This is a genomic window from Halomonas nitroreducens, from assembly GCF_003966155.1.
In the GTDB taxonomy this organism is placed as follows: Bacteria; Pseudomonadota; Gammaproteobacteria; order Pseudomonadales; family Halomonadaceae; genus Halomonas; species Halomonas nitroreducens.
This window is the reverse complement of record NZ_RXNS01000004.1, coordinates 234774-253660: the sequence shown is the minus strand read 5'-3', so window position 1 is coordinate 253660 and position 18887 is coordinate 234774. Positions and strand designations below refer to the sequence as shown.

General features: G+C 68.3%; 15 protein-coding genes. 2 read left to right on the top strand and 13 right to left on the bottom strand.

Going from position 1 to position 18887, the window contains the following annotated elements:
* Positions 1-21: 21 nt before the first annotated feature.
* From pstA to EKG36_RS06240, 3 genes are all read right to left on the bottom strand, one after another.
* On the bottom strand, positions 22-1581 hold the full coding sequence (gene pstA, locus EKG36_RS06250; protein ID WP_126482137.1) for a phosphate ABC transporter permease PstA: 1560 nt from the start codon (positions 1579-1581) through the stop codon (positions 22-24).
* On the bottom strand, positions 1578-2795 hold the full coding sequence (locus tag EKG36_RS06245; RefSeq protein WP_126482135.1) for an ABC transporter permease subunit: 1218 nt from the start codon (positions 2793-2795) through the stop codon (positions 1578-1580). Before EKG36_RS06245 ends, pstA begins: the two co-directional genes overlap by 4 nt.
* A 69-nt stretch (positions 2796-2864) precedes the next feature.
* Positions 2865-3806: a phosphate ABC transporter substrate-binding protein gene (locus EKG36_RS06240; RefSeq protein ID WP_126482133.1), complete on the bottom strand. Its 942-nt coding sequence runs from the start codon at positions 3804-3806 to the stop codon at positions 2865-2867.
* Between the two features lie 175 nt (positions 3807-3981).
* Between EKG36_RS06240 and EKG36_RS06235 the strand changes: the two genes are divergently transcribed.
* A complete protein-coding gene (locus EKG36_RS06235; protein ID WP_126482131.1) occupies positions 3982-4389 on the top strand; it encodes an acyl-CoA thioesterase in 408 nt (135 codons plus the stop codon).
* Positions 4390-4435: 46 nt separating this feature from the next.
* On the opposite strand, the gene EKG36_RS06230 is transcribed toward EKG36_RS06235, so the two are convergent.
* From EKG36_RS06230 to hexR, 3 genes are all read right to left on the bottom strand, one after another.
* Entirely contained in the window at positions 4436-5524 is a 1089-nt protein-coding gene (locus EKG36_RS06230) for a TRAP transporter substrate-binding protein (RefSeq protein WP_126482129.1), read from the bottom strand.
* Positions 5525-5806: 282 nt separating this feature from the next.
* Positions 5807-8011 (bottom strand): DNA helicase II, encoded by a 2205-nt coding sequence (gene uvrD, locus EKG36_RS06225; RefSeq protein WP_126482127.1) that lies wholly within the window; start codon positions 8009-8011, stop codon positions 5807-5809.
* A 231-nt stretch (positions 8012-8242) separates the two neighbouring features.
* On the bottom strand, positions 8243-9106 hold the full coding sequence (gene hexR / locus EKG36_RS06220) for a transcriptional regulator HexR (protein WP_126482125.1): 864 nt from the start codon (positions 9104-9106) through the stop codon (positions 8243-8245).
* A gap of 262 nt (positions 9107-9368) precedes the next feature.
* Between hexR and EKG36_RS06215 the strand changes: the two genes are divergently transcribed.
* The gene (locus tag EKG36_RS06215) at positions 9369-9584 is read left to right on the top strand and encodes a PA3496 family putative envelope integrity protein (protein WP_126482123.1); all 216 of its coding nucleotides are present in this window, start codon (positions 9369-9371) and stop codon (positions 9582-9584) included.
* Between the two features lie 94 nt (positions 9585-9678).
* Here EKG36_RS06215 and EKG36_RS06210 read toward each other — a convergent pair whose 3' ends face one another.
* From EKG36_RS06210 to mgtE, 7 genes are all read right to left on the bottom strand, one after another.
* Positions 9679-11025, bottom strand: coding sequence for a sodium-dependent transporter (locus tag EKG36_RS06210; RefSeq protein WP_126482121.1), 1347 nt, complete (start codon positions 11023-11025; stop codon positions 9679-9681).
* Between the two features lie 325 nt (positions 11026-11350).
* Positions 11351-12181, bottom strand: coding sequence for a DUF72 domain-containing protein (locus EKG36_RS06205; RefSeq protein WP_126482119.1), 831 nt, complete (start codon positions 12179-12181; stop codon positions 11351-11353).
* Between the two features lie 41 nt (positions 12182-12222).
* Positions 12223-14055, bottom strand: a complete 1833-nt coding sequence (gene glmS, locus EKG36_RS06200) for a glutamine--fructose-6-phosphate transaminase (isomerizing) (protein ID WP_126482117.1) — start codon at positions 14053-14055, stop codon at positions 12223-12225.
* Between the two features lie 10 nt (positions 14056-14065).
* Positions 14066-15436 carry a bifunctional UDP-N-acetylglucosamine diphosphorylase/glucosamine-1-phosphate N-acetyltransferase GlmU gene (glmU, locus tag EKG36_RS06195; RefSeq protein WP_185827490.1) on the bottom strand — a complete coding sequence of 457 codons (1371 nt, stop codon included), beginning with the start codon at positions 15434-15436 and terminating at the stop codon, positions 14066-14068.
* A 28-nt stretch (positions 15437-15464) separates the two neighbouring features.
* Complete coding sequence (locus tag EKG36_RS06190; RefSeq protein ID WP_126482113.1) at positions 15465-16598, bottom strand: FAD:protein FMN transferase; 1134 nt, start codon at positions 16596-16598, stop codon at positions 15465-15467.
* 33 nt (positions 16599-16631) lie between these two features.
* The gene (locus tag EKG36_RS06185; RefSeq protein ID WP_126482111.1) at positions 16632-17429 is read right to left on the bottom strand and encodes an undecaprenyl-diphosphate phosphatase; all 798 of its coding nucleotides are present in this window, start codon (positions 17427-17429) and stop codon (positions 16632-16634) included.
* A gap of 85 nt (positions 17430-17514) precedes the next feature.
* The gene (gene mgtE, locus EKG36_RS06180; RefSeq protein ID WP_126482109.1) at positions 17515-18885 is read right to left on the bottom strand and encodes a magnesium transporter; all 1371 of its coding nucleotides are present in this window, start codon (positions 18883-18885) and stop codon (positions 17515-17517) included.
* Positions 18886-18887 lie beyond the last annotated feature (2 nt).

The window sequence follows — 18887 nt, the reverse complement described above, 5'->3', positions numbered from 1 at the left end:
CCTTGGGGCGACGGCAGTACCTCAATACGACGAGAGGGTACCGTGGCGCGATCTCAGATGATGGCGCAGAAATATTGCAGTCAGGTTAAGCATCAGAATAACCAGCACCAAGAGCAACGCCGTGGCGTAGATCAACGGCATCGCCGCCTGGACATCGCCACCGTGAAAGGCCGCATCGAAAATATGGTACCCCAGATGCATGAACTTCCTCTCAAGATGCAGGAAGGGGAAGTCGCCGTCCACCGGCACCTGGGGGGCCAGCTTGGCCACGCCGACCAGCATCAACGGTGCCACCTCTCCCGCCGCCCGGGCCACCGCCAGGATCACGCCGGTGAGCATGGCCGGCGTGGCCATGGGCAGTACCACCCGTGTCAGCATCTCCAGGCGCGTCGCCCCCAGCGCCAGGGCTCCCTCGCGCTGGCGGTGGGGGATGCGTGCCAGGCCCTCCTCGGTAGCCACGATGACCACCGGCAGGGTCAGCAGCGCCAGGGTCAACGACGCCCACAGCAACCCCCCGGTGCCGAAGGTCGGCGAAGGCAGCGAGGCCTCGAAGAACCAGCTGTCCAGGCGCCCGCCGATACCGTAGACGAACACGCCCAGGCCGAACACGCCGTAGACAATCGAGGGGACCCCGGCGAGATTGCGCACCCCGATGCGCACCAGACGGGTCAGGCGGCCCTGGTGAGCCACCTCGTTGAGGTACACCGCCGCCAGGACCCCGAAGGGCGTGACCAGCAGCGACATCAGCATCACCATGAGGATGGTGCCGAAGATCGCCGGCCAGACGCCGCCGGCGGTGTTGGCGGCCCGGGGCCCCTCGGAGAGGAAGCGCCAGACGTCCTGTCCCCAGGCGACGAGCTTGTCGAAAGCGGTCATGGCATTGGGGCGCCGGGCCCGCACGACCTCCTCCAGGGGCTGGATCAACCGCTTCCCGGACACGCTCTCCAGCACCAGGCTGGCCCCAGCCAGGGACGCACGCAGCTCGGCGACCCGGGCCTCGGCCATCGCCAGCGCCTGCGTGGCCTCGCTCTCGCCTTCACGCTCCAGGCGACGTACCAGCGGCAGGATGGTCTGCTCGCGCAGCTCGCGTATCGCCTCGCGGCGCGCCTCGAGTTCCAGCAGGCGCTCCTCGAGGGCCGACCAGGCCGCCTCGCCCTCGAGGCGGGGACCCGCCTCTGGCGCGAGGGCCACCAGCCGGCCGATGAACTCGCTCCAGCGGCGACGTTCCAGTACCACCAGCTCCTGCGGATAGTCGACGTCCCGGATCGCCGTCAGCGCCACCCAGTCCCAGATGGCCCCGTCCAGGTCGCGGTTGCCGGTGCGGTAGAGTCGCTCACGACCACTGCCGCCGGGCAGCGGGGCCTCCCTCACCGCCCGGCCGGCCAGCTGCCGACCGTCCTGCAGCGTCACCAGGGCGACATCCGCGGACCAGAAATGGCCCAGCCCGCGGCTCACCAGCAGCCCCAGCAGCAGGGCCAGCAGCAGCAACGACAGCGACACGCTGCCGGCGGACAGCCAGGCCCAGGGCCCCTCACCGCGGGGCAGGCGGGCGCGCCCCGACTCGCGACGCCACCACCTCATGACGGGCCTCCCAGACGACGGTAGCGACGGCGCAGCCGGGTCCGGACCACCTCGGCCAGGGTATTCACCAGGAAGGTAAAGGCGAAGAGCAGCAATGCTGCCAGCAACAGCAGGCGATAGTGGGTGCCTCCCGGCGCGGCCTCCGGCAACTCGATGGCGATACTGGCCGCCAGGGAGCGCAGCCCGTCCAGCGGGTTGGCCGTCATCAGAGCGGTATTGCCGCTGGCCATCAGCACGATCATGGTCTCGCCCACTGCCCGACCGGCACCGATCATGACCGCCGAGAGCACTCCGGGGCTGGCCGCCGGCAGCATGACCCGCCACAGGGTCTGCCAGCGGGTCGCGCCCAGGGCCTGGGCCCCCTCGGCGAGGCTTCTCGGCACCCCGGAGAGGGCATCCTCGGCCAGGGCATAGATGCTGGGAACGACCGCGAAGCCCATGGCCATGCCGACGATCACCGCATTGCGGTTGGCATAGTCCAGTCCCAGGGTGATCTCCAGCCAGCTGCGCAGGTCGCCGCCGAACCAGAGGCTCTCGAGGCGAGGCCCCAGCCAGTGCGCCAGGAGCCAGGTCATTACCAGCCAAGGCATCAGCCACAGCGCCGCCCAGCCCAGCGGCAGGCGTTGCTGCAGCCTGGCCGGCAGCTGTCGCCACAGCCCGCCGGCGAGCAGCAGGCCGGGCGGCAACAGCAGCAACAGCGCCAGCGCCAGGCCCAGGTGACGTTCCAACCAGGGTGCCAGCACCAGGCCGGCAACGAAGCCGATGACCACCCCGGGCAGGGCTTCCATCAGTTCCAGGGTGGGTCGCAGGCGGGCCCGCAGGCGGCGCGGCATGAACAGGGCCGAATGGGCCGCGGCCCCGAGGGCCAACGGCACGGCGATCACCAAGGACCAGGCGGCCGCCTCCAGGGTCCCCCAGGCCAGGGGCGTCAGGCTGAACAGCGGGCCGCCATCGTCGCCGAGTGTCGGCTGCCAGCGGTACGCCGGGGCCTCCAGCCCCGCCAGGTCCTGGGGCAACCACAGCGTCTCGAGGCCCACGCCGGGGGACTGGGCAGGCCAGAACAGTGGCATCACCTCGACCACCAGGAAGACCGCGATGCCCATCACCGCGGCGATCACGCCGATGCCTCCGGCGGTGATCAGGGCGGTGGCCAGGCGGTCGCGGCCCTGGCGCAGGCGCTGGCGCATGGGCAGGTTGGGAGCGGATGGCTTCATGGGGTCCCCGCCGGGATGGGTAAGCTAGCGGAAAAATACGACATTGTCATGACAGCCGGGTGACAAGCCCTATCGCGGCTCGAACCCCAGCTGTCGCCGCTGTCGCGACAGCACGGCCTCGGGCAGCGAGACGAATCCGAGTTCCTCGACGATCGCCTGTCCCTCGGCGGACAGCACCAGCTCGATGAAGGCCCGTTCCGCGGCCGGCAGGGACTCTCCCGGCGGCAGGTTGACGTAGAGGCGCAGATCCCGGGCCAGCGGATAGTCGCCGCGGCGCACGGCGGCCGGCACAGGGGCCCGGCGCACGCCCTCGGCATCCCGCAGGGGAACCGGCCGGACGCTGGGTGTCAGGTGGTTGAGACCGGCATAGCCGATGGCCTGAGGATCCTCGGCCACGGCCGCCACCACCGCGGCCGACCCGGGATGCTCGCTGACCGAGGGGCGGAAGCGACCGCCACACAGGGCCTCCCGACGAAACAGGCCATGGGTACCGGAGACGGCGTTGCGTCCATGCAGCACGATGCGCCCGGCCGGTCTCTCGAGCCCCAGCGAGGCCCAGCGAACAATGCCGCCCGCGGCCCCGCAACGATAGGTCTCCGAAAAGATGGCATCGAGCTGCGGCCGGGAGAGACTCGGCAGCGGATTGTGCCGATGCACCACCACCACCAGGGCATCCCGGGCCACCACCACCTCCCGGGGCGGATAGCCGTAGCGGTCCACGAAGGCCTGGTGTTCGGCCTCGGTCATGGGCCGGGACATGGGGCCCAGCAGGGTGGTCCCCGCGGTCAGGGCCGGGGGCGCGCTGGCCGAGCCGCTGGCCTGCAGCTGGACCCGCATCCCCGGGTGCTGACGGGCGAGTCGCTCGCCCCAACGGAGCATCAACCCCGCCATGGTGTCCGAGCCGACGGTGTCCAGGGTTCCGCTGCGATGCTTCGCCGCCGCAGGGCCGGCAAACAACACGGCCAGGATCAACAGCGCGGCCCAGAAGGGAGAGCGATGGACCCGTGTCATGCATCCTCCAGGGGAGACAGGCGCGAAGGCCCGCATTGCGTGGCATGATGTCGCAAAGGTGGAGCCTCCAGGGCCTTGCCGTTTATCATGAGTTGCCGATCCAGAGGCCCGCGGCACCGTCCCGGCTCCGGTTCCTGAGACCGTTCACAACAACAAGCCAGGAAAGCTCCCCCTCATGACCGATCTCGACGATATCCCGGCGCCCCGGGGCCAGTTGACCCTCAAGCTGGTGGCGAGCCGCCAGGACACCAACTTCCATGGCGATATCCCCGGCGGCTGGCTGGTTGGCCACATGGATCAGGCCGCCGAGCTGGCCGCCGGCCGCGAAGCACTCGGGCGCACGGCCACCGTGGCCATCGAGGCCATGGACTTCCTGTGCCCGGTACGCGTGGGCTCCATGGTCAACATCTTCACCGAAGTTCGCGAGATCGGCCACAGTTCGATCAAGATCGATGTGGAGGTCTGGAGTCGCGCGCCCCACGAGCGGGACCCCGACGAGTTGCACAAGGTGACGGAGGCACGCTTCGTGATGGTGGCCCTGGACGACAACGGGCGAATCCGCGCGGTACGGCAGGGCGGTTGAGGCCCGCCCCGCCGCTGACCAACCAGGCCAACGGGCCGCCCCGGGCTCAACCGACCAGGCGGTCCCGGGCCTTGAGGTAGGCGAACTCGCCGACGTCGGTGAAGGGCCTGACCTGCTGCTGGAAGTCGCGATAGGCCTCGTACACCCGGCGCGACGCCTCGTCGCTCGCCACCTGCTGCTGGAGGACCCGCTGCGAGGATTCGTGCAGCGCTGCCATGACGTCATCGGGGAAGGAGCGCAGCTTCACCCCATGCTCCTCGACCAGGGTCTTCAGCGCCTCGGCGTTACGGTAGGCGTACTCGCTGATCATCGCCAGGTTGGATGCTCTGGCCGCCTCGCTCACCACTGCCTTCAGATCATCCGGCAGGGCCTGCCAGGCGTCCAGGTTGACCGTGCCCTCGAGGATGGCACTGGGCTCGTTCCAGGCCGAGGTATAGTAGTACTCCGCCACCTGGTGCAGGCCGAAGGCCAGGTCGTTGTAGGGGCCGACCCAGTCCGCGGCGTCCAGCACCCCAGTCTGCATGGAGGTGAAGATCTCGCTGCCCGGGATGGTCAGGGTGGTCACGCCGATGCCGCTCATCGCCTCGCCGGCCAGCCCCGGCAGGCGCAGCTTGAGCCCCTGCATATCCTCCAGGGAGTTGATCTCCTTCTTGAACCAGCCGGCCATCTGGGTGCCGGTATTGCCCACCGCGAAGGGCTTGAGGTTGTGCTCGGCGTAGAGCTCGTCCCACAGTGCCTGACCGCCGCCCTGGTAGAGCCAGGCGTTGGTCTCGGTGGTGGTCATGCCGAAGGGCACTGCGGTGAAGAACTGCGCGGCCGCGACCTTGCCGCGCCAGTAGTAGGACGCGGAATGGCCCATCTCTGCGGTGCCGCCGGACACCGCGTCGAAGACCTCGAGGGGGGGGACCATTTCGCCGGCACCGTGGACCCGGACCCGCATGCGGCCCCCGGACATCCGCTCGATGCGTTCGGCGAACTCGTTGGCACCGGTACCCAGCGCAGGGAAGTTCGTGGGCCAGGAAGTGACCATGTTCCAGGTGACGGTCTCCTGGGCGCTGGCGGTGGAGACGAAGGGCGCAGCGACGGCACCGGCGGTACCGGCCCCCAGGGTCTTGAGGAAATTGCGGCGTTCCATGACGGGCGCGACTCCTTGATGATTGTTGTGTGGCGCGCCGTTCGGCCCGCCTGTCCGTCCAGCAGTATGCGTGAAAGCCGATTTCAGCGGCAAGCGAACGACCGAGTGCATGGCCGATCTCGACAGGCATTCACGGGACGCGCTGACTGATGGCCTGAGTGTTGACCGGCGGGGGCGCCTAGCCTGGCCGCCGGCGGCCAGAAGGGCAAGTTTAGCTCCATACGACACCAGGCACCTCCCTGCGGTGCGGTTCGTCGAGTGCACCAATCCGTCAGGGGTTGCCTAAAGCGGCGTGAGCTTGGCGAAGCCCAGCACCAGCCACTTGTCCCCCTCGCCCTCGAAGCTGACCTGGACGCGGGCCCGCTCGCCCTCGCCCTCGGCATTGAGAATCACCCCCTCGCCGAAGATCGGGTGATTGACCCGCTGGCCCAGCGACAGCGAGGGCAAGTCGGCGCCCCCGTCGACGGCGTCCTGACGCAGGCCCGGGGTGGGACGGGAGGCAGTGACCGGGCGCGAGATCTGGCCGCGCAGGCGCACCTCCTCGAGATATTCCTCGGGCAGCTCGCGCAGGAAGCGCGATGGCCGCTGGAAGGTCTCCTTGCCATGCAGCCGACGCAGCTCGGCGTGGGTGAGATAGAGCTTGCGCATCGCCCGGGTCAGCCCCACGTAGCACAGCCGGCGTTCCTCCTCGAGGCGACCGGGCTCTTCCAGGGACATCTTGTGGGGAAAGAGTCCCTCCTCGACGCCGGCGACGAACACCACCGGGAACTCCAGGCCCTTGGCCGAGTGCAGGGTCATCAGTTGCACGCAGTCCTCGAACTCGTCCGCCTCATGGTCGCCGGCATTCAGCGCCGCCTCGGCGAGGAAGGCCTCCAGGGCCGTCGTGCCCTCCCCGACCTCCACGGGCTCCAGGGCTTCGCCCTGGGTGAAGGCCTTGGCGGCAGTGACCAGCTCCTCGAGGTTTTCGACCCGAGCCTGCCCCTTCTCGCCCCGCTCGTTGCGGTGGTGTTCCACCAGGCCGGAGCGTTCGTTGACGTGGTCGATGATCTCGTGGAGCGCCAGGCCGGCGGTCTCGTTGTCGAGCCGCTCGATGAGGTCGGCGAAGGCCTTCACCGAGCTGGCGGCACGGCCCCGGAGGGCCCCATCCAGCGGGGCGTCGTGCAGGGCCTGCCAGAGGGACACCCCGGCATGCCGCGCCCGTTCGCGCAGCACCTCGACGGTACGGGTGCCGATGCCCCGGGCCGGGACATTGATCACCCGCTCCAGCGAGGCGTCATCATCGCGGTTGAGCAGCAAGCGCAGGTAGGCCAGGGCGTTCTTGATCTCCAGGCGCTCGTAGAAGCGCTGCCCGCCATAGATCCGGTAGGGCACACCCTGGCGAATCAGCGTCTCCTCGAGCACCCGGGACTGGGCGTTGGAGCGATAGAGGATGGCGATCTCGCGGCGGTTGATGCCCTCCTCGACCTTCTCGCGAATGGTGTCGACGATGAAGCGGGCCTCATCCAGATCGTTGAAGCCGCTGTAGACCGAGATCGGCTCGCCCCGCTCGCCGGCGGTCCACAGCTCCTTGCCCATGCGCTCGGCGTTATGGCGAATCAGGGCGTTGGCGGCATCGAGGATGGCACTCGTCGAGCGATAGTTCTGCTCCAGGCGCACCGTCTTGGTGGAGGGAAACTCCTGCTCGAAGCGGCGGATGTTCTCGATCCGCGCGCCCCGCCAGCCGTAGATGGACTGGTCATCGTCGCCGACCACGGTCATCGGCGTGTGCATGCCGGTGAGCAGCTTGAGCCAGGCGTACTGCAGGGTATTGGTGTCCTGGAACTCGTCGACCAGCACATGGCCGAAGCGCTCCTGGTAGTGGGCCAGCAGCGCCGGGTTGTCGCGCAGCAACTCGAGGCTGCGCAACAGCAGCTCGCCGAAGTCGACCAGGCCGCCGCGCTCGCAGGTCAGCTGGTAGCGTTCGTAGAGCTCGACCATCTGGCCCAGGTAGGCATCGCCATGGGCCTCCACCTGATGGGGACGCAGGCCCTCCTCCTTGCAGCCAGAGATGAAGGACTGCACCTGGCGCGGCGGGAAGCGCTCGTCGTCAATGCGATGGTCCTTCAGCAGGCGCTTGATCAGGCGAAGCTGGTCGTCGCTATCGATGATCTGGAAATGCTGGGGCAGGCGGGCATCCTGCCAGTGGGTACGCAGCAGGCGATGGGCGATGGAGTGGAAGGTCCCGACCCAGACGTGGCGCAGCGAGATGCCGAGCAGGGCCTCCAGGCGGGTGCGCATCTCCCGGGCGGCCTTGTTGGTGAAGGTCACCGCCAGCACGGCATAGGGCGAGAGCCCCTCGGCCTGCATCAGCCAGGCGATGCGGTGCACCAGCACCCGGGTCTTGCCCGACCCGGCGCCGGCCAGTACCAGCATGTTGCCCTGAGGCGCGCTGACGGCCTCGCGCTGGGCCGGGTTCATGTGGTCGAGAATCGCCGTGACGTCGTCCATAGCGGGAAGGCATCGCTGCTTGGAAAATGGGCCGACAGCTTACCATAGGGGCGAGGGGCGAGGGGCGAGGGGCGAGGGGCGAGGGGCGAGGGGCGAGGGGCGAGGGGCGAGGGGCGAGGGGCGAGGGGCGAGGGGCGAGGGGCGAGGGGCGAGGCAGTATCCCCTCCGGCTGCAAGCTACAAGGGATTTTCCTTGCAGCTTGCTCCTAGATGCTTGTAGCTGGCCTCAGGCCTAGGGCTTGCCTTCCTGCTCGGGGAAGCGCAGCGGGTTGAGGCTCTTCTTCACCGCCTTGAGCTGCTCGGCGAGCTTCGGGCCACGGGTCTTGGCCACCCCGACCGCCAGGACGTCGATCAGCACCAGGTGGGCGATGCGCGAGCTCATCGGCGTGTAGATCTCGGTGTCCTCGTGGACGTCGATATACAACGGCAGGGTGACCTCGTCGGCCAGCGGCGAGCCGCTGGGGCAGAGGCCGATCACCGTGGCGCCGGCATCTCTGGCCATTCGCACGCTGGCCACCAGGGCCCGGGTCCGCCCGGTCTGGGAGATGGCCACCACCACGTCGCCTTCCTTGAGGGTCGCTGCGGACATGTTCTGCATATGCGGGTCGGCATAGGCCGCGGTGGAAATCTGCAGGCGGAAGAACTTGTGCTGGGCATCGAAGGCCACCGCCCCGGAGGCGCCGAAACCGTAGAACTCCACCCGGTTGGCCATGCCCAAGGCGTTGATCGCCTTGCTCAGCGCCTCGTTGTCCAGCCGGTCGCGCACCGAGAGCAGGGTGCCGACGGTGGAGTCGAAGATGCTGTGGGAGAATTCCGCGACCGAATCGCTATCGTTCATCGAGAACTGGGCGAACTGGCTCCCGGTGGCCAGCATCTGCGCCAGCTTGAGCTTGAAGTCCTGGAAGCCGTTGCAGCCCAGGGCTCGGCAGAAGCGCACCACCGTGGGCTCGCTGACCTTGGCCTCGGTGGCCAGGTCGACGATACGCATGTGGATCACTTCGTCGGGGTTGCGCAGCACGAAACGCGCCACCTTTTGCTCGGAGCGACGGAAGTGCTCCATGCGGCGTCTCATCTCATCGAACAGGCCAAGGCTCACGCGGCACTCCTTGTCGGCGAGTCACCGAGCGGGCAGTCGGCGCGCCACGGGACTCAGCGGGTTATGGGCCATAGTATGCCCCATACGGGCCCTCGAGGGGGAATCTCGCCTTCCTCGCTGGCCTGGCCGGGTACGGACGCCATCGCCAGGGAACGTTGGCGCCCTGACCGTCATCATTCTGTCAAGTGAGGTATAGTAAGACTTGCAGTGTCGCGCAGCGTCCCCGATGCCGGCACCCTCACTGCAGACAGGAGAGTCGATCATGCGCAATGTCGAACGGTTAACCTCCGTCAAGAGCGAACTTCTCGACATCTTCATGAGCATGGAAGTCGCCGAACATGAACAGCGCTCCCGCACGGCGGCGCAGCGCAACCTGCGGGCCCGGCGGGGCATCGAGCTCCACGAGGAGTTCAAGCGCCTCAGCCAGGACATCGCCGACCTGCCGGAGGACGAGGCCAGCGACGACGAGATGCATTGACCTCGACCGTTCCGGACCGCACCACCGCACATGCAGAGCCCCGCCGCAGCGGGGCTCTGAGGGGACGCTCTCCCCCGATGATCGCCGGCCTGCCTTACAGGCTGGAGACGAACACCACCGCCACGCCGATGGGGGCGATAAACCGGGTCACCAGGTGCCAGATGCCGGCCGCGGTGCCCGACAGCCCCAGCTCTCGGGCCACCTCATGGCGATCCAGCTGCCAGGCGGTGAACAGGATCACCCCCAGCCCGGTCAGCGGCAGCATGAACTTGCTGGTCAGCTTGTCGAGCAGGTCGAAGACGTTGAGGCCGAACAGCACCGGGTCGCTCCACAGGTTGAACGACAGCAGCGCCGCGATCCCCAGCCCCCAGGCGGCCACACCGGCCACCAGGGTGGCGGCCACGCGGGACAGCGGGGTGCGCTCCTCGACGAACTCCACCACGGGCTCGAGCAGCGAGATGGCCGAGGTCAGGGCGGCAAACGTCAGCAGCAGGAAGAACATCAGCCCGAGGATGATGCCGCCGCCCATCTTGCCGAAGGCCAACGGCAGGGTGACGAAGATCAGGCCTGGACCGGAGGCCAGGTCGAGATCATTGGCGAAGACGATGGGGAAGATCGCCAGACCGGCGCCCAGGGCGATGACGGTGTCCATGATCACCACGGTACGGGCGGTCTTGAGCAGGTCGACTTCCTGGCCCAGGTAGGAGCCGTAGGCCATCATGATGCCCATGCCCAGGGACAGCGTGAAGAAGGCATGACCCAGGGCCGCCAGGACGGTCTCGCCGGACAGGGCGCTCCAGTCCGGATTGAACAGGTAGGCCAGTGCCTGGCCGAAGTGGCCGGTGGTCATGCCATAGCCGACCAGCACCACCATCAGCACGCCGAGCGCCGGCATCAGAGTGCGCACGGCACCTTCCAGGCCCTTGGTCACGCCACGGGCCACGATACCGATCACCAGCAGCATGAACACCGAGTGGCCGGCCAGCAGCAGTCCGGGGCTGGCCAGCATGGCATTGAACAGCGCGCCGATGCCGTCGGCATCCTGGCCGCTGAAGGCCCCGGTGACCGAGTTCAGGGTGTAGTACAGCGACCAGCCGCCGATCACGCTGTAGAAGGAGAGGATCAGGAAGGCCCCGAGGATCCCGCTGATGCCGACCAGCATCCAGGCTCGCGGGCGGCCGGCGCCCTTGGCCAGATCGGCCATGGCATTCGCCGGATTGTTCTGGCCGCGGCGGCCGATCAGCCACTCCGCCACCAGTATCGGCAGGCCGATCAGGCCGATGCACAGCAGGTAGACCAGCACGAAGGCTGCGCCACCGCTCTCCCCCACCATGTAGGGAAACTTCCAGATGTTGCCCAGGCCGACCGCGGACCCCGTCGCCGCGAGGATAAAGGCTAGCCGGGACGACCAGTGTGCATGTTGATGTTGCTTGATGGACATAAATCACCCTGATGGTACGTGTCGTCATCGATCGATCGGATGCGATGACGGCGTTGTGGTTGTAGTCGCCACGTCCGCACCCCCCGGATCGCGGGATGGTGCATTCAAGGGCATAACGAATGCCGAGCAGGATCGCTGCCGAGGCAACGCATCCGCCGACCGGGTGGCGGCGGAAACCTCATGGAGGGATATAGGCAAGATCACGCAGGATAGGCGTGAAACTCCGCAATATCCGATGGCAAGTGACGATCGACCCGTAAAAGTATCCGATCATACGCTTGATGACCAGCCATCGACGTGAAACCTGCCCGGCTTTTGAGGTCGATCAGAACAGCCGCGCCTGACGCTCGCCGGGAAAGGCCGGCAAGGCCGGCAGGTCGGTCCGTGCCGCCAGATCCCGGTAGAGCCGCCGGGCCAGCTCGGGCGCCTGACGGTTGTCGGCGGTATGCACAAAGAGGAAAGGGGTTTTCCCCTGTTTTATCCACAGGTCGAGGCGATCGATCCAGGGGGCGAAATAGCGGATATTGATCGCCGCGTCAACATGCCCGATGAAGCGAACCACCGGATGATCTGCCGTGGAGAGCACGTGCAGTGGACGTTTCGGCTTTTCACCCTGGGCCTGACGCAGGCCGGGATGGTCGCCGGCCGACGTGGCGAACAGCGGGCGGACATCGAGCATGACACGGTTCACGCCATGACTTATCAACAACCTGTTGAGAGCCGTCTCGGCCGCTCCCTTGTGGAAAAATTCCCTGTGTCGCACCTCCACGGCGCAGGGAATGGCCTTCGGCCAGCGGGCCAGCAGGGCCTCCAGCCGGGGCAGCTCGTCGGCGCCGAAGTCCCGGGGCAGCTGGATCATCACCGGACCGAGGCGATCGTGAAGGGGAGCCAGGGTCACCAGGAAGGCCTCGAGATCCCCCTCGATCCCGGCCAGTCGGCGCTCGTGGGTCAGGCTCGCGGGCAGCTTGAAGCAGAAACGGAAGGCCGACGGCGTCTGGCGCGCCCAACCGGCCACGGTCTCCGACCGCGGGGCCCCGCTGTAGAAGGTGGTGTTGCCTTCCACGGCGGAGAATACCCGGGCAAAGTCGTCCAGGTGGCCATCGCCGCCCCCGTGCGGCGGATAGAAACCGCCGCGCCAGTCGGGGTTGGCCCACATGGGCAGGCCCAGGTACAGGGGCGTCGGGGGGGCCGCCGCGCTCACTCCACGGTCACAGACTTGGCTAGGTTGCGCGGCTGGTCCACGTCGGTGCCCTTGAGCACCGCGACATGGTAGGAGAGCAGCTGCAGCGGCAGGGTATAGAGGATCGGCGCCAGCGCTTCGTGCACATGGGGCAGGCGCAGCACATGGACCCCCTCTTCCTCCGCCAGGCCCACTTCGTCGTCGGCGAAGACGAACAGCTCGCCGCCCCGGGCCCGCACTTCCTGGAGGTTGGACTTGAGCTTGTCGAGCAGCTCGTCATTGGGGGCCACCGAGATCACCGGCATCTCGCTGTCGACCAGGGCCAGCGGCCCGTGCTTGAGCTCACCGGCCGGATAGGCCTCGGCATGGATGTAGGAGATTTCCTTGAGCTTCAGGGCCCCCTCCAGGGCGATGGGGAAGTGCGCGCCGCGACCCAGGAAGAGGGCATGGTGCTTCTCGCCGAAGGCCGTGGCCAGTGCCTCGATGGCCGAGTCCAGGGTCAGCACGCGGCGTACCAACCCCGGCAGGCCGCGCAGGGCCTCGACCAGGTTGGCCTGTTCGTCGGGGTCCTGGCCGCGCACTCGGCCCAGCGCCAGGGTGAGCAGCATCAGCGCGGTCAGCTGGGTGGTGAAGGCCTTGGTCGAGGCCACCCCGATCTCCGGGCCGGCCTGGGTCATCAGTGCCAGGTCGGATTCCCGCACCAGGGAGCTGCCCGGCACGTTGCAGATCGCCAGGCTGCCCAGGTAGCCGCGCTGCTTGGCGAAACGCAGGGCCGCCAGGGTGTCGGCGGTCTCGCCGGACTGGGACAGGGTGACGAAGAGCGTGCCCTCGGGGACCACCACCTGGCGGTAGCGGTACTCCGAAGCCACCTCCACCTGCACGGGGACGCCTGCATAGCGCTCCAGCCAGTAGCGCGCCACCAGGCCGGCATGGTAGCTGGTCCCGCAGGCCACCAGGTGGATCTGCCGGACGCCGGCGAACAGCGTCTCGGCCCGGGGCCCGAAGCTCTCCACCAGCACGCTGCGATCGCCCAGCCGCCCTTCCAGGGCCGCGGCGATCACCGCCGGCTGCTCGTGGATCTCCTTGAGCATGAAGTGGCGGTACTCGCCCTTGCTGGCGGCGCCGTCGCCGTGCTCGAAGGTCTGGATCTCGCGGGTCACCGGGGTCCCCGCGGCATCGAGGATGGTGATCTCCCCGCCGGCGGCGAGACGCACCACGTCACCCTCTTCCAGGTAGATGAAGCGATCGGTGACGCGCAGCAGGGCCAGGGGATCGGAGGCCAGGAAGGCCTCCTCGATCCCCACGCCCACCACCAGGGGGCTGCCCTTGCGCGCCCCGATCACCACGTCCGGCTCGTCGGCGTGGATCACGCCCAGGGCATAGGCCCCGTCGAGGCGCGCCACTACTCGCTGCACCGCGCCGAGCAGGTCGCCTCGACGCGCCTCGCGCTCGAGCAGGTGCGCGACCACCTCGGTATCGGTCTCGGAGGCGAAGGAGTAACCGTCGGTCTCGAGCTCGTCGCGCAGGGCCTCATGGTTCTCGATGATGCCGTTATGCACCACCGCCAGTCGCTCCCCGGACTGGTGGGGATGGGCATTGGCCTCGCTGGGCCGTCCATGGGTCGCCCAGCGGGTGTGGGCGATGCCGCTGTGGCCGGCCAGGGGGGCCGCCACGAGCTTGTCCTCCAGGGCCGCCACCTTGCCCAGGGCGCGGCAGCGCTGCAACCGGCCGTCGCCGGCCCGGATGGCCATGCCTGCCGAGTCATAGCCGCGGTACTCCAGGCGCTTGAGGCCCTCGAGCAGGATGCCCTGGACGTTGCGCTGGGCGACAGCGCCGACGATTCCACACATGCCGTTCTCCTCAGTAGTCCTTGTGCTTGACCGGTCGCTGCCACTCTTCCTTGGTGATCAGCCGGGCTCGGCTCACCGCCAGGGCATTGTCCGCCACGTCGCGGCTCAGGGTGGAGCCGGCCCCCACGGTTGCGCCCTTGCCGACGCTCACCGGGGCCACCAGGGCGGTGTTGGAGCCGATGAAGGCGCCATCGCCGATCTCGGTGTGGTGCTTGTTGGCGCCGTCGTAGTTGCAGGTGATGGTGCCCGCACCGACGTTGACGTCCCGCCCCAGCCGGGCATCGCCCACATAGCTCAGGTGGTTGATCTTGCTGCCCTCGCCGACCTCGGCGTTCTTGGTCTCGACGAAGTTGCCGACCCGCGCGCCCACGGCCAGCCGCGAACCGGAACGCAGCCGGGCAAAGGGCCCGATGCGATTGTGGCCGGCGGCCACGGCGCCCTCGATGACGCTATGCGGCTCGACCACGGTCTCGGCACCGATGTGACTGTCGCGGATCACGCAATGCGGGCCGATGCGCACCCCCTCGCCGAGCTCGACGTCGCCCTCGAACACGCAGCCCACGTCGATCTCGACGTCGTGCCCACAGGTCAGGGTGCCCCGCACGTCCAGCCGTGAGGGATCCAGCAGGGCCACGCCTTGCGCCATCAGCGCCTCGGCAATATCCGCCTGGTGGGCGCGCTCGAGACGGGCCATCTGGGCGCGGTTGTTGACGCCTTCCACCTCCAGGGGACGCGCCGGCTGGGCGGTGGCGATCTTCACCCCCTCGGCGGCGGCCATGGCGATGATATCGGTGAGGTAATACTCGCCCTGGGCATTGTCGGCAGACAGCCGGGGCAGCCAGCGACGCAGCTGGGCGGCGGTCATGGCCATGATGCCGGTGTTGCATTCGCGAATGCTACGCTCGGCCTCGGAGGCATCCTTGTGCTCGACGATGGCCACGACCTCGCCGGCTTCGTTGCGCAGGATACGCCCGTAGCCGTTGGGCTCCTCGAGGGTCACGGTGAGCAGGCCCAGGTGCTGCTCGTCCACCTCCGCGAGCAGCTCGCGCAGGGTCTCGCGACGGGTCAGCGGAACATCGCCGTAGAGCACCAGTACCTTGCCGTCACCGAGGGCATCCAGGGTCTGGGCCACGGCGTGGCCGGTGCCCTTCTGCTCGGCCTGCACGGCGAAGCGCACGCGACAGTCGGCCAGCGCCTCGCGCACGTGCTCGGCACCATGCCCGACCACCACATGGGTTTGCTCGGCGTCAAGCCCCCGGGCCGTATCGATCACGTGACGCACCATGGGCTTGCCCGCCAGGCGGTGCAGCACCTTGGGCAGGGTGGAACGCATCCGGGTCCCCTGCCCGGCCGCCAGTATCACCACGTCGAGGCTCATCATGACTCCTTGTCCGGTTGTCTCAATCGTTTCATTCTAGGGTGTTGGCCGATGCGGCATCCACGTCGGCTCGTGCTTGGTCATCACGCCCCGGCTCGTCGGCCACCTCGAGACCCAGCTCCTCGACCACCGACTCGCCGAGCCGCTCGGCAAAGGCCGGGCTCGCCAGACTTCGCCAGCCGTCACCGTCGCGCACCAGCATCAGCACGGCCAGCGCCTCCTGGCGAGCCAGCGCCATGCCCTCCTCCTCGCCGAGCACCGTCATGGCCGTGGACCAGGCATCGGCCCGGGCATTGGAGGGATGCATGACGGTCACGGAGGCCAGGCGGTGACGGATCGGCCGGCCGGTGCGCGGGTCGATGGTATGGGAATAGCGCCGGCCGTCTTCCTCGAAATAGTTGCGATAGTCCCCGGAGGTGGCCACCGAGGTATCCTGCAGGGCCAGCACATGCTGGGCCTGAGGGCGGCCGTCCCGCGGCACCTCGATGCCGATGCGCCAGGGCGCCTGCTCGGCGTCGCGGAAGCCGGCAACCTTGAGCTCGCCGCCGAGATTCACCAGGTAGTGCTCGAGCCCCTGGGCCGACAGGTAGGCGGCCACCCGGTCGGTAGCATGCCCCTTGGCCACCCCCGAGAGGTCCACGAAGACGTCCCGCAGGCGCCGTGCCCGGCCCTCGTCGACGTCCAGCTCCAGGGTGTCCATGCCGACCTCGGCCAGCCGGGCGGCGATGGTCGCCGCGTCGGGGACGGCCCTGGGGCGCGCCTCGGGCCCGAAGCTCCACAGGTTGACCAGCCCGCCGACGGTGACATCGAAGGCGCCGCCACTGCTCCGGGCCACGGAACGGGCGATGGCCAGCACCTCGATCAGGGGCGCGGAGAGCGACTGCCACTCGCCCACCGGCGCCTGGTTGAAGGCCACCAGCTCGGCATCGTCGCGGTAGGTGGACATGGCGGCATCCACCGCCGCGAGCTCGGCGAGAATGCCCGCCTCGAGGGCGTCGCGCCGCTCGCCGGTGATCGGGTCGGCGATGGTCACCTGGTAGAAGGTGCCGAAGATGTCCCCCTCCAGGGTCACCGGGGAGGGCAGGGGCTTCGGCGCCTCGGAGCAGCCGGCCAAGAGGAGCAGCAAGAGGAGGACGACGGCAGGATGACGGGACACCAGAGGCATGGCACAGGAACTCCGAAAGATGGCCAGGGGAGGCTAGCCGAACAGCCAGATCAGCGCGACACCGAGCATGAGACGATAGACCACGAAGGGCTGCATGCCGATCCGCTTGATGAACACCAGAAAGAAGTGGATACACAGATAGGCGCTGATGCCGGACAGCAGCGTACCCGCCGCCAGGTCGAGCCAGGCTACCGGGGCCGGCGATTCGGCGAGGCTCAGCGCCTCGAGCCCGCCGGCGAGCACGATCACCGGGATCGACAGCAAAAAGGAGAAGCGCGCCGCGGCCTCGCGGTTCAGGCCCAGCAGTAGCGCCGCGGTCATGGTGATGCCCGACCGCGAGGTGCCGGGGATCAGGGCCAGGGCCTGGGCCAGGCCGATCCACAGAGCATCGTGCCAGTGCATGTGGTACTCGTTGCGTGACCCGCGATGCCGCCAGTCGGCATAGCCGAGCAGCAGGCCGAAGACGATCAGCCCGCCGGCGAGGACCAGCGGCGAGCGCATCACCACCTCGATGCTGTCCTTGAAGGCCAGTCCCACCACGCCCACCGGTATGGTCGCCAGGATCACCCACCAGGCCAGGCGGGCATCCTCGTCGGTGCCGCGCCCTGCGACGCTGCGCCCCCAGCTGCCGACCATGGCGACCAGTTCGTGGCGAAAGTAGAGTACCACCGCGGCGAGGCTGCCCAGGTGCAGGGCCACATCGAAGGCCAGGCCCTGGTCGGACCAGTCGGTCAACACGGGCAGCAGGATGAGGTGGGCGGAACTGGAGATCGGCAGGAACTCGGTCAGTCCCTGGATGAAAGACAGCAGGACAATCTGTAACCAATCCATGGAAGTATCCTGTGAGATGTTTGGAAACGGCGTTCGGGCGGAGCCAGAGAATACACTTTCGGGGCCACCCTGTCCGCCCCGCGGGTCAGCCCGCGGACAGCATCAGGGTGGCGAAGCCGAAGTAGATCAGTACCCCGGAGGCGTCGATCAAGGTGGTCACCAGCGGCGCCGAGGCGGTGGCCGGGTCCCAGCCCAGGCGGTCGAGCACGAAGGGCAGGCACATGCCGAGCAGGCTACCGAACAGCACGATGGCGATCATGCTCACCGCCACCACCAGGGCCACCGCCTCGCCGGCCCGGATCACTCCGATGGGGGCCACGGCCAGCGCCATGGTCAGGCCGAGCGAGCCGGCGACCAGCAGCTCGCGACCCAGCAGCTTGCCCCAGTCCTTGACCCCGACGTCACCGGTGGCCATGCCGCGCACCATCAGGGTGGCGGCCTGGGCCCCGGCGTTGCCGCCGCTGCCGATCAGCAGCGGCAGGAAGAACACCAGCGCCACCTGGGCGGCGATGGTGTCCTCGAAGTAGGCGATGCCGGCACCGGAGAAGAGGTTGCCGAACACCAGCAGCACCAGCCAGGTGACGCGCTTGCGGTACAGGCTGGCGAGCGGCACCCGGCTGACGCCGTCTTCCAACTGGCCGATGGACATCCCCTTGTGGATATCCTCGGTGGCCTCGGACTCCACCACATCCATGGCATCGTCATGGGTGACGATGCCCACCAGGCGACGCGTCTCGTCGACCACCGGCACGGCCAGCAGGTCATAGCGGGCGACCAGACGGGCGACCTCCTCCTGGGGAGTGTCGACGGCGGCATGGATGACGTCGCGGATCATCAGCTCGTCGACCCGGGCTCCCGGCCTCGCCACCATCAGCTGGCGCAGCGACATGGTCCCGGCCAGGCATCCCTCGGGATCGATCACGTAAAGCTGGTACACGGTCTCGGCGTCCGGCGCGGTCTGGCGCACCCGCATCATCGCCCGGGACACCGTCATGCCGGTGGGGATCGCCACGTAATCGGAGGTCATCAGGGCCCCGGCGGTGCCCTCCTCGTAGCTGGCCAGGCGCTTGAGCTCCTCGCGCTCCTGACGCGCCATGCGCCGCAACAGCGCCTCGCGGCGGTCCTCGCCGAGCACCTTGAACAGGTCGGTGCGCTCGTCGGCGCCCATTTCCTCGAGCACCGCCAGCAACACGTCATCGCCCATGGCCTCGGCGATGACGAGCTGCTCCTCGGCGTGCAGGTGGCCGATCACGCTGGCCCGCCGCTCCAGAGGCAGGCAGGCCAGCAGGGCGCGGCCGCGCAGCACGTCGTCATCCTCCAGCAGCTCCTGAAGGATCTCGGCGATGTCGGCGGAGCGCAGCTCGGGCAGCTGGGCATCGAGGCGCGCGCGGTCGTTCGCCTCCAGGGCGGACAGCAGTGCGGTCTTGTGAGGCATCAGGGACTCATCGAGTGGCATCG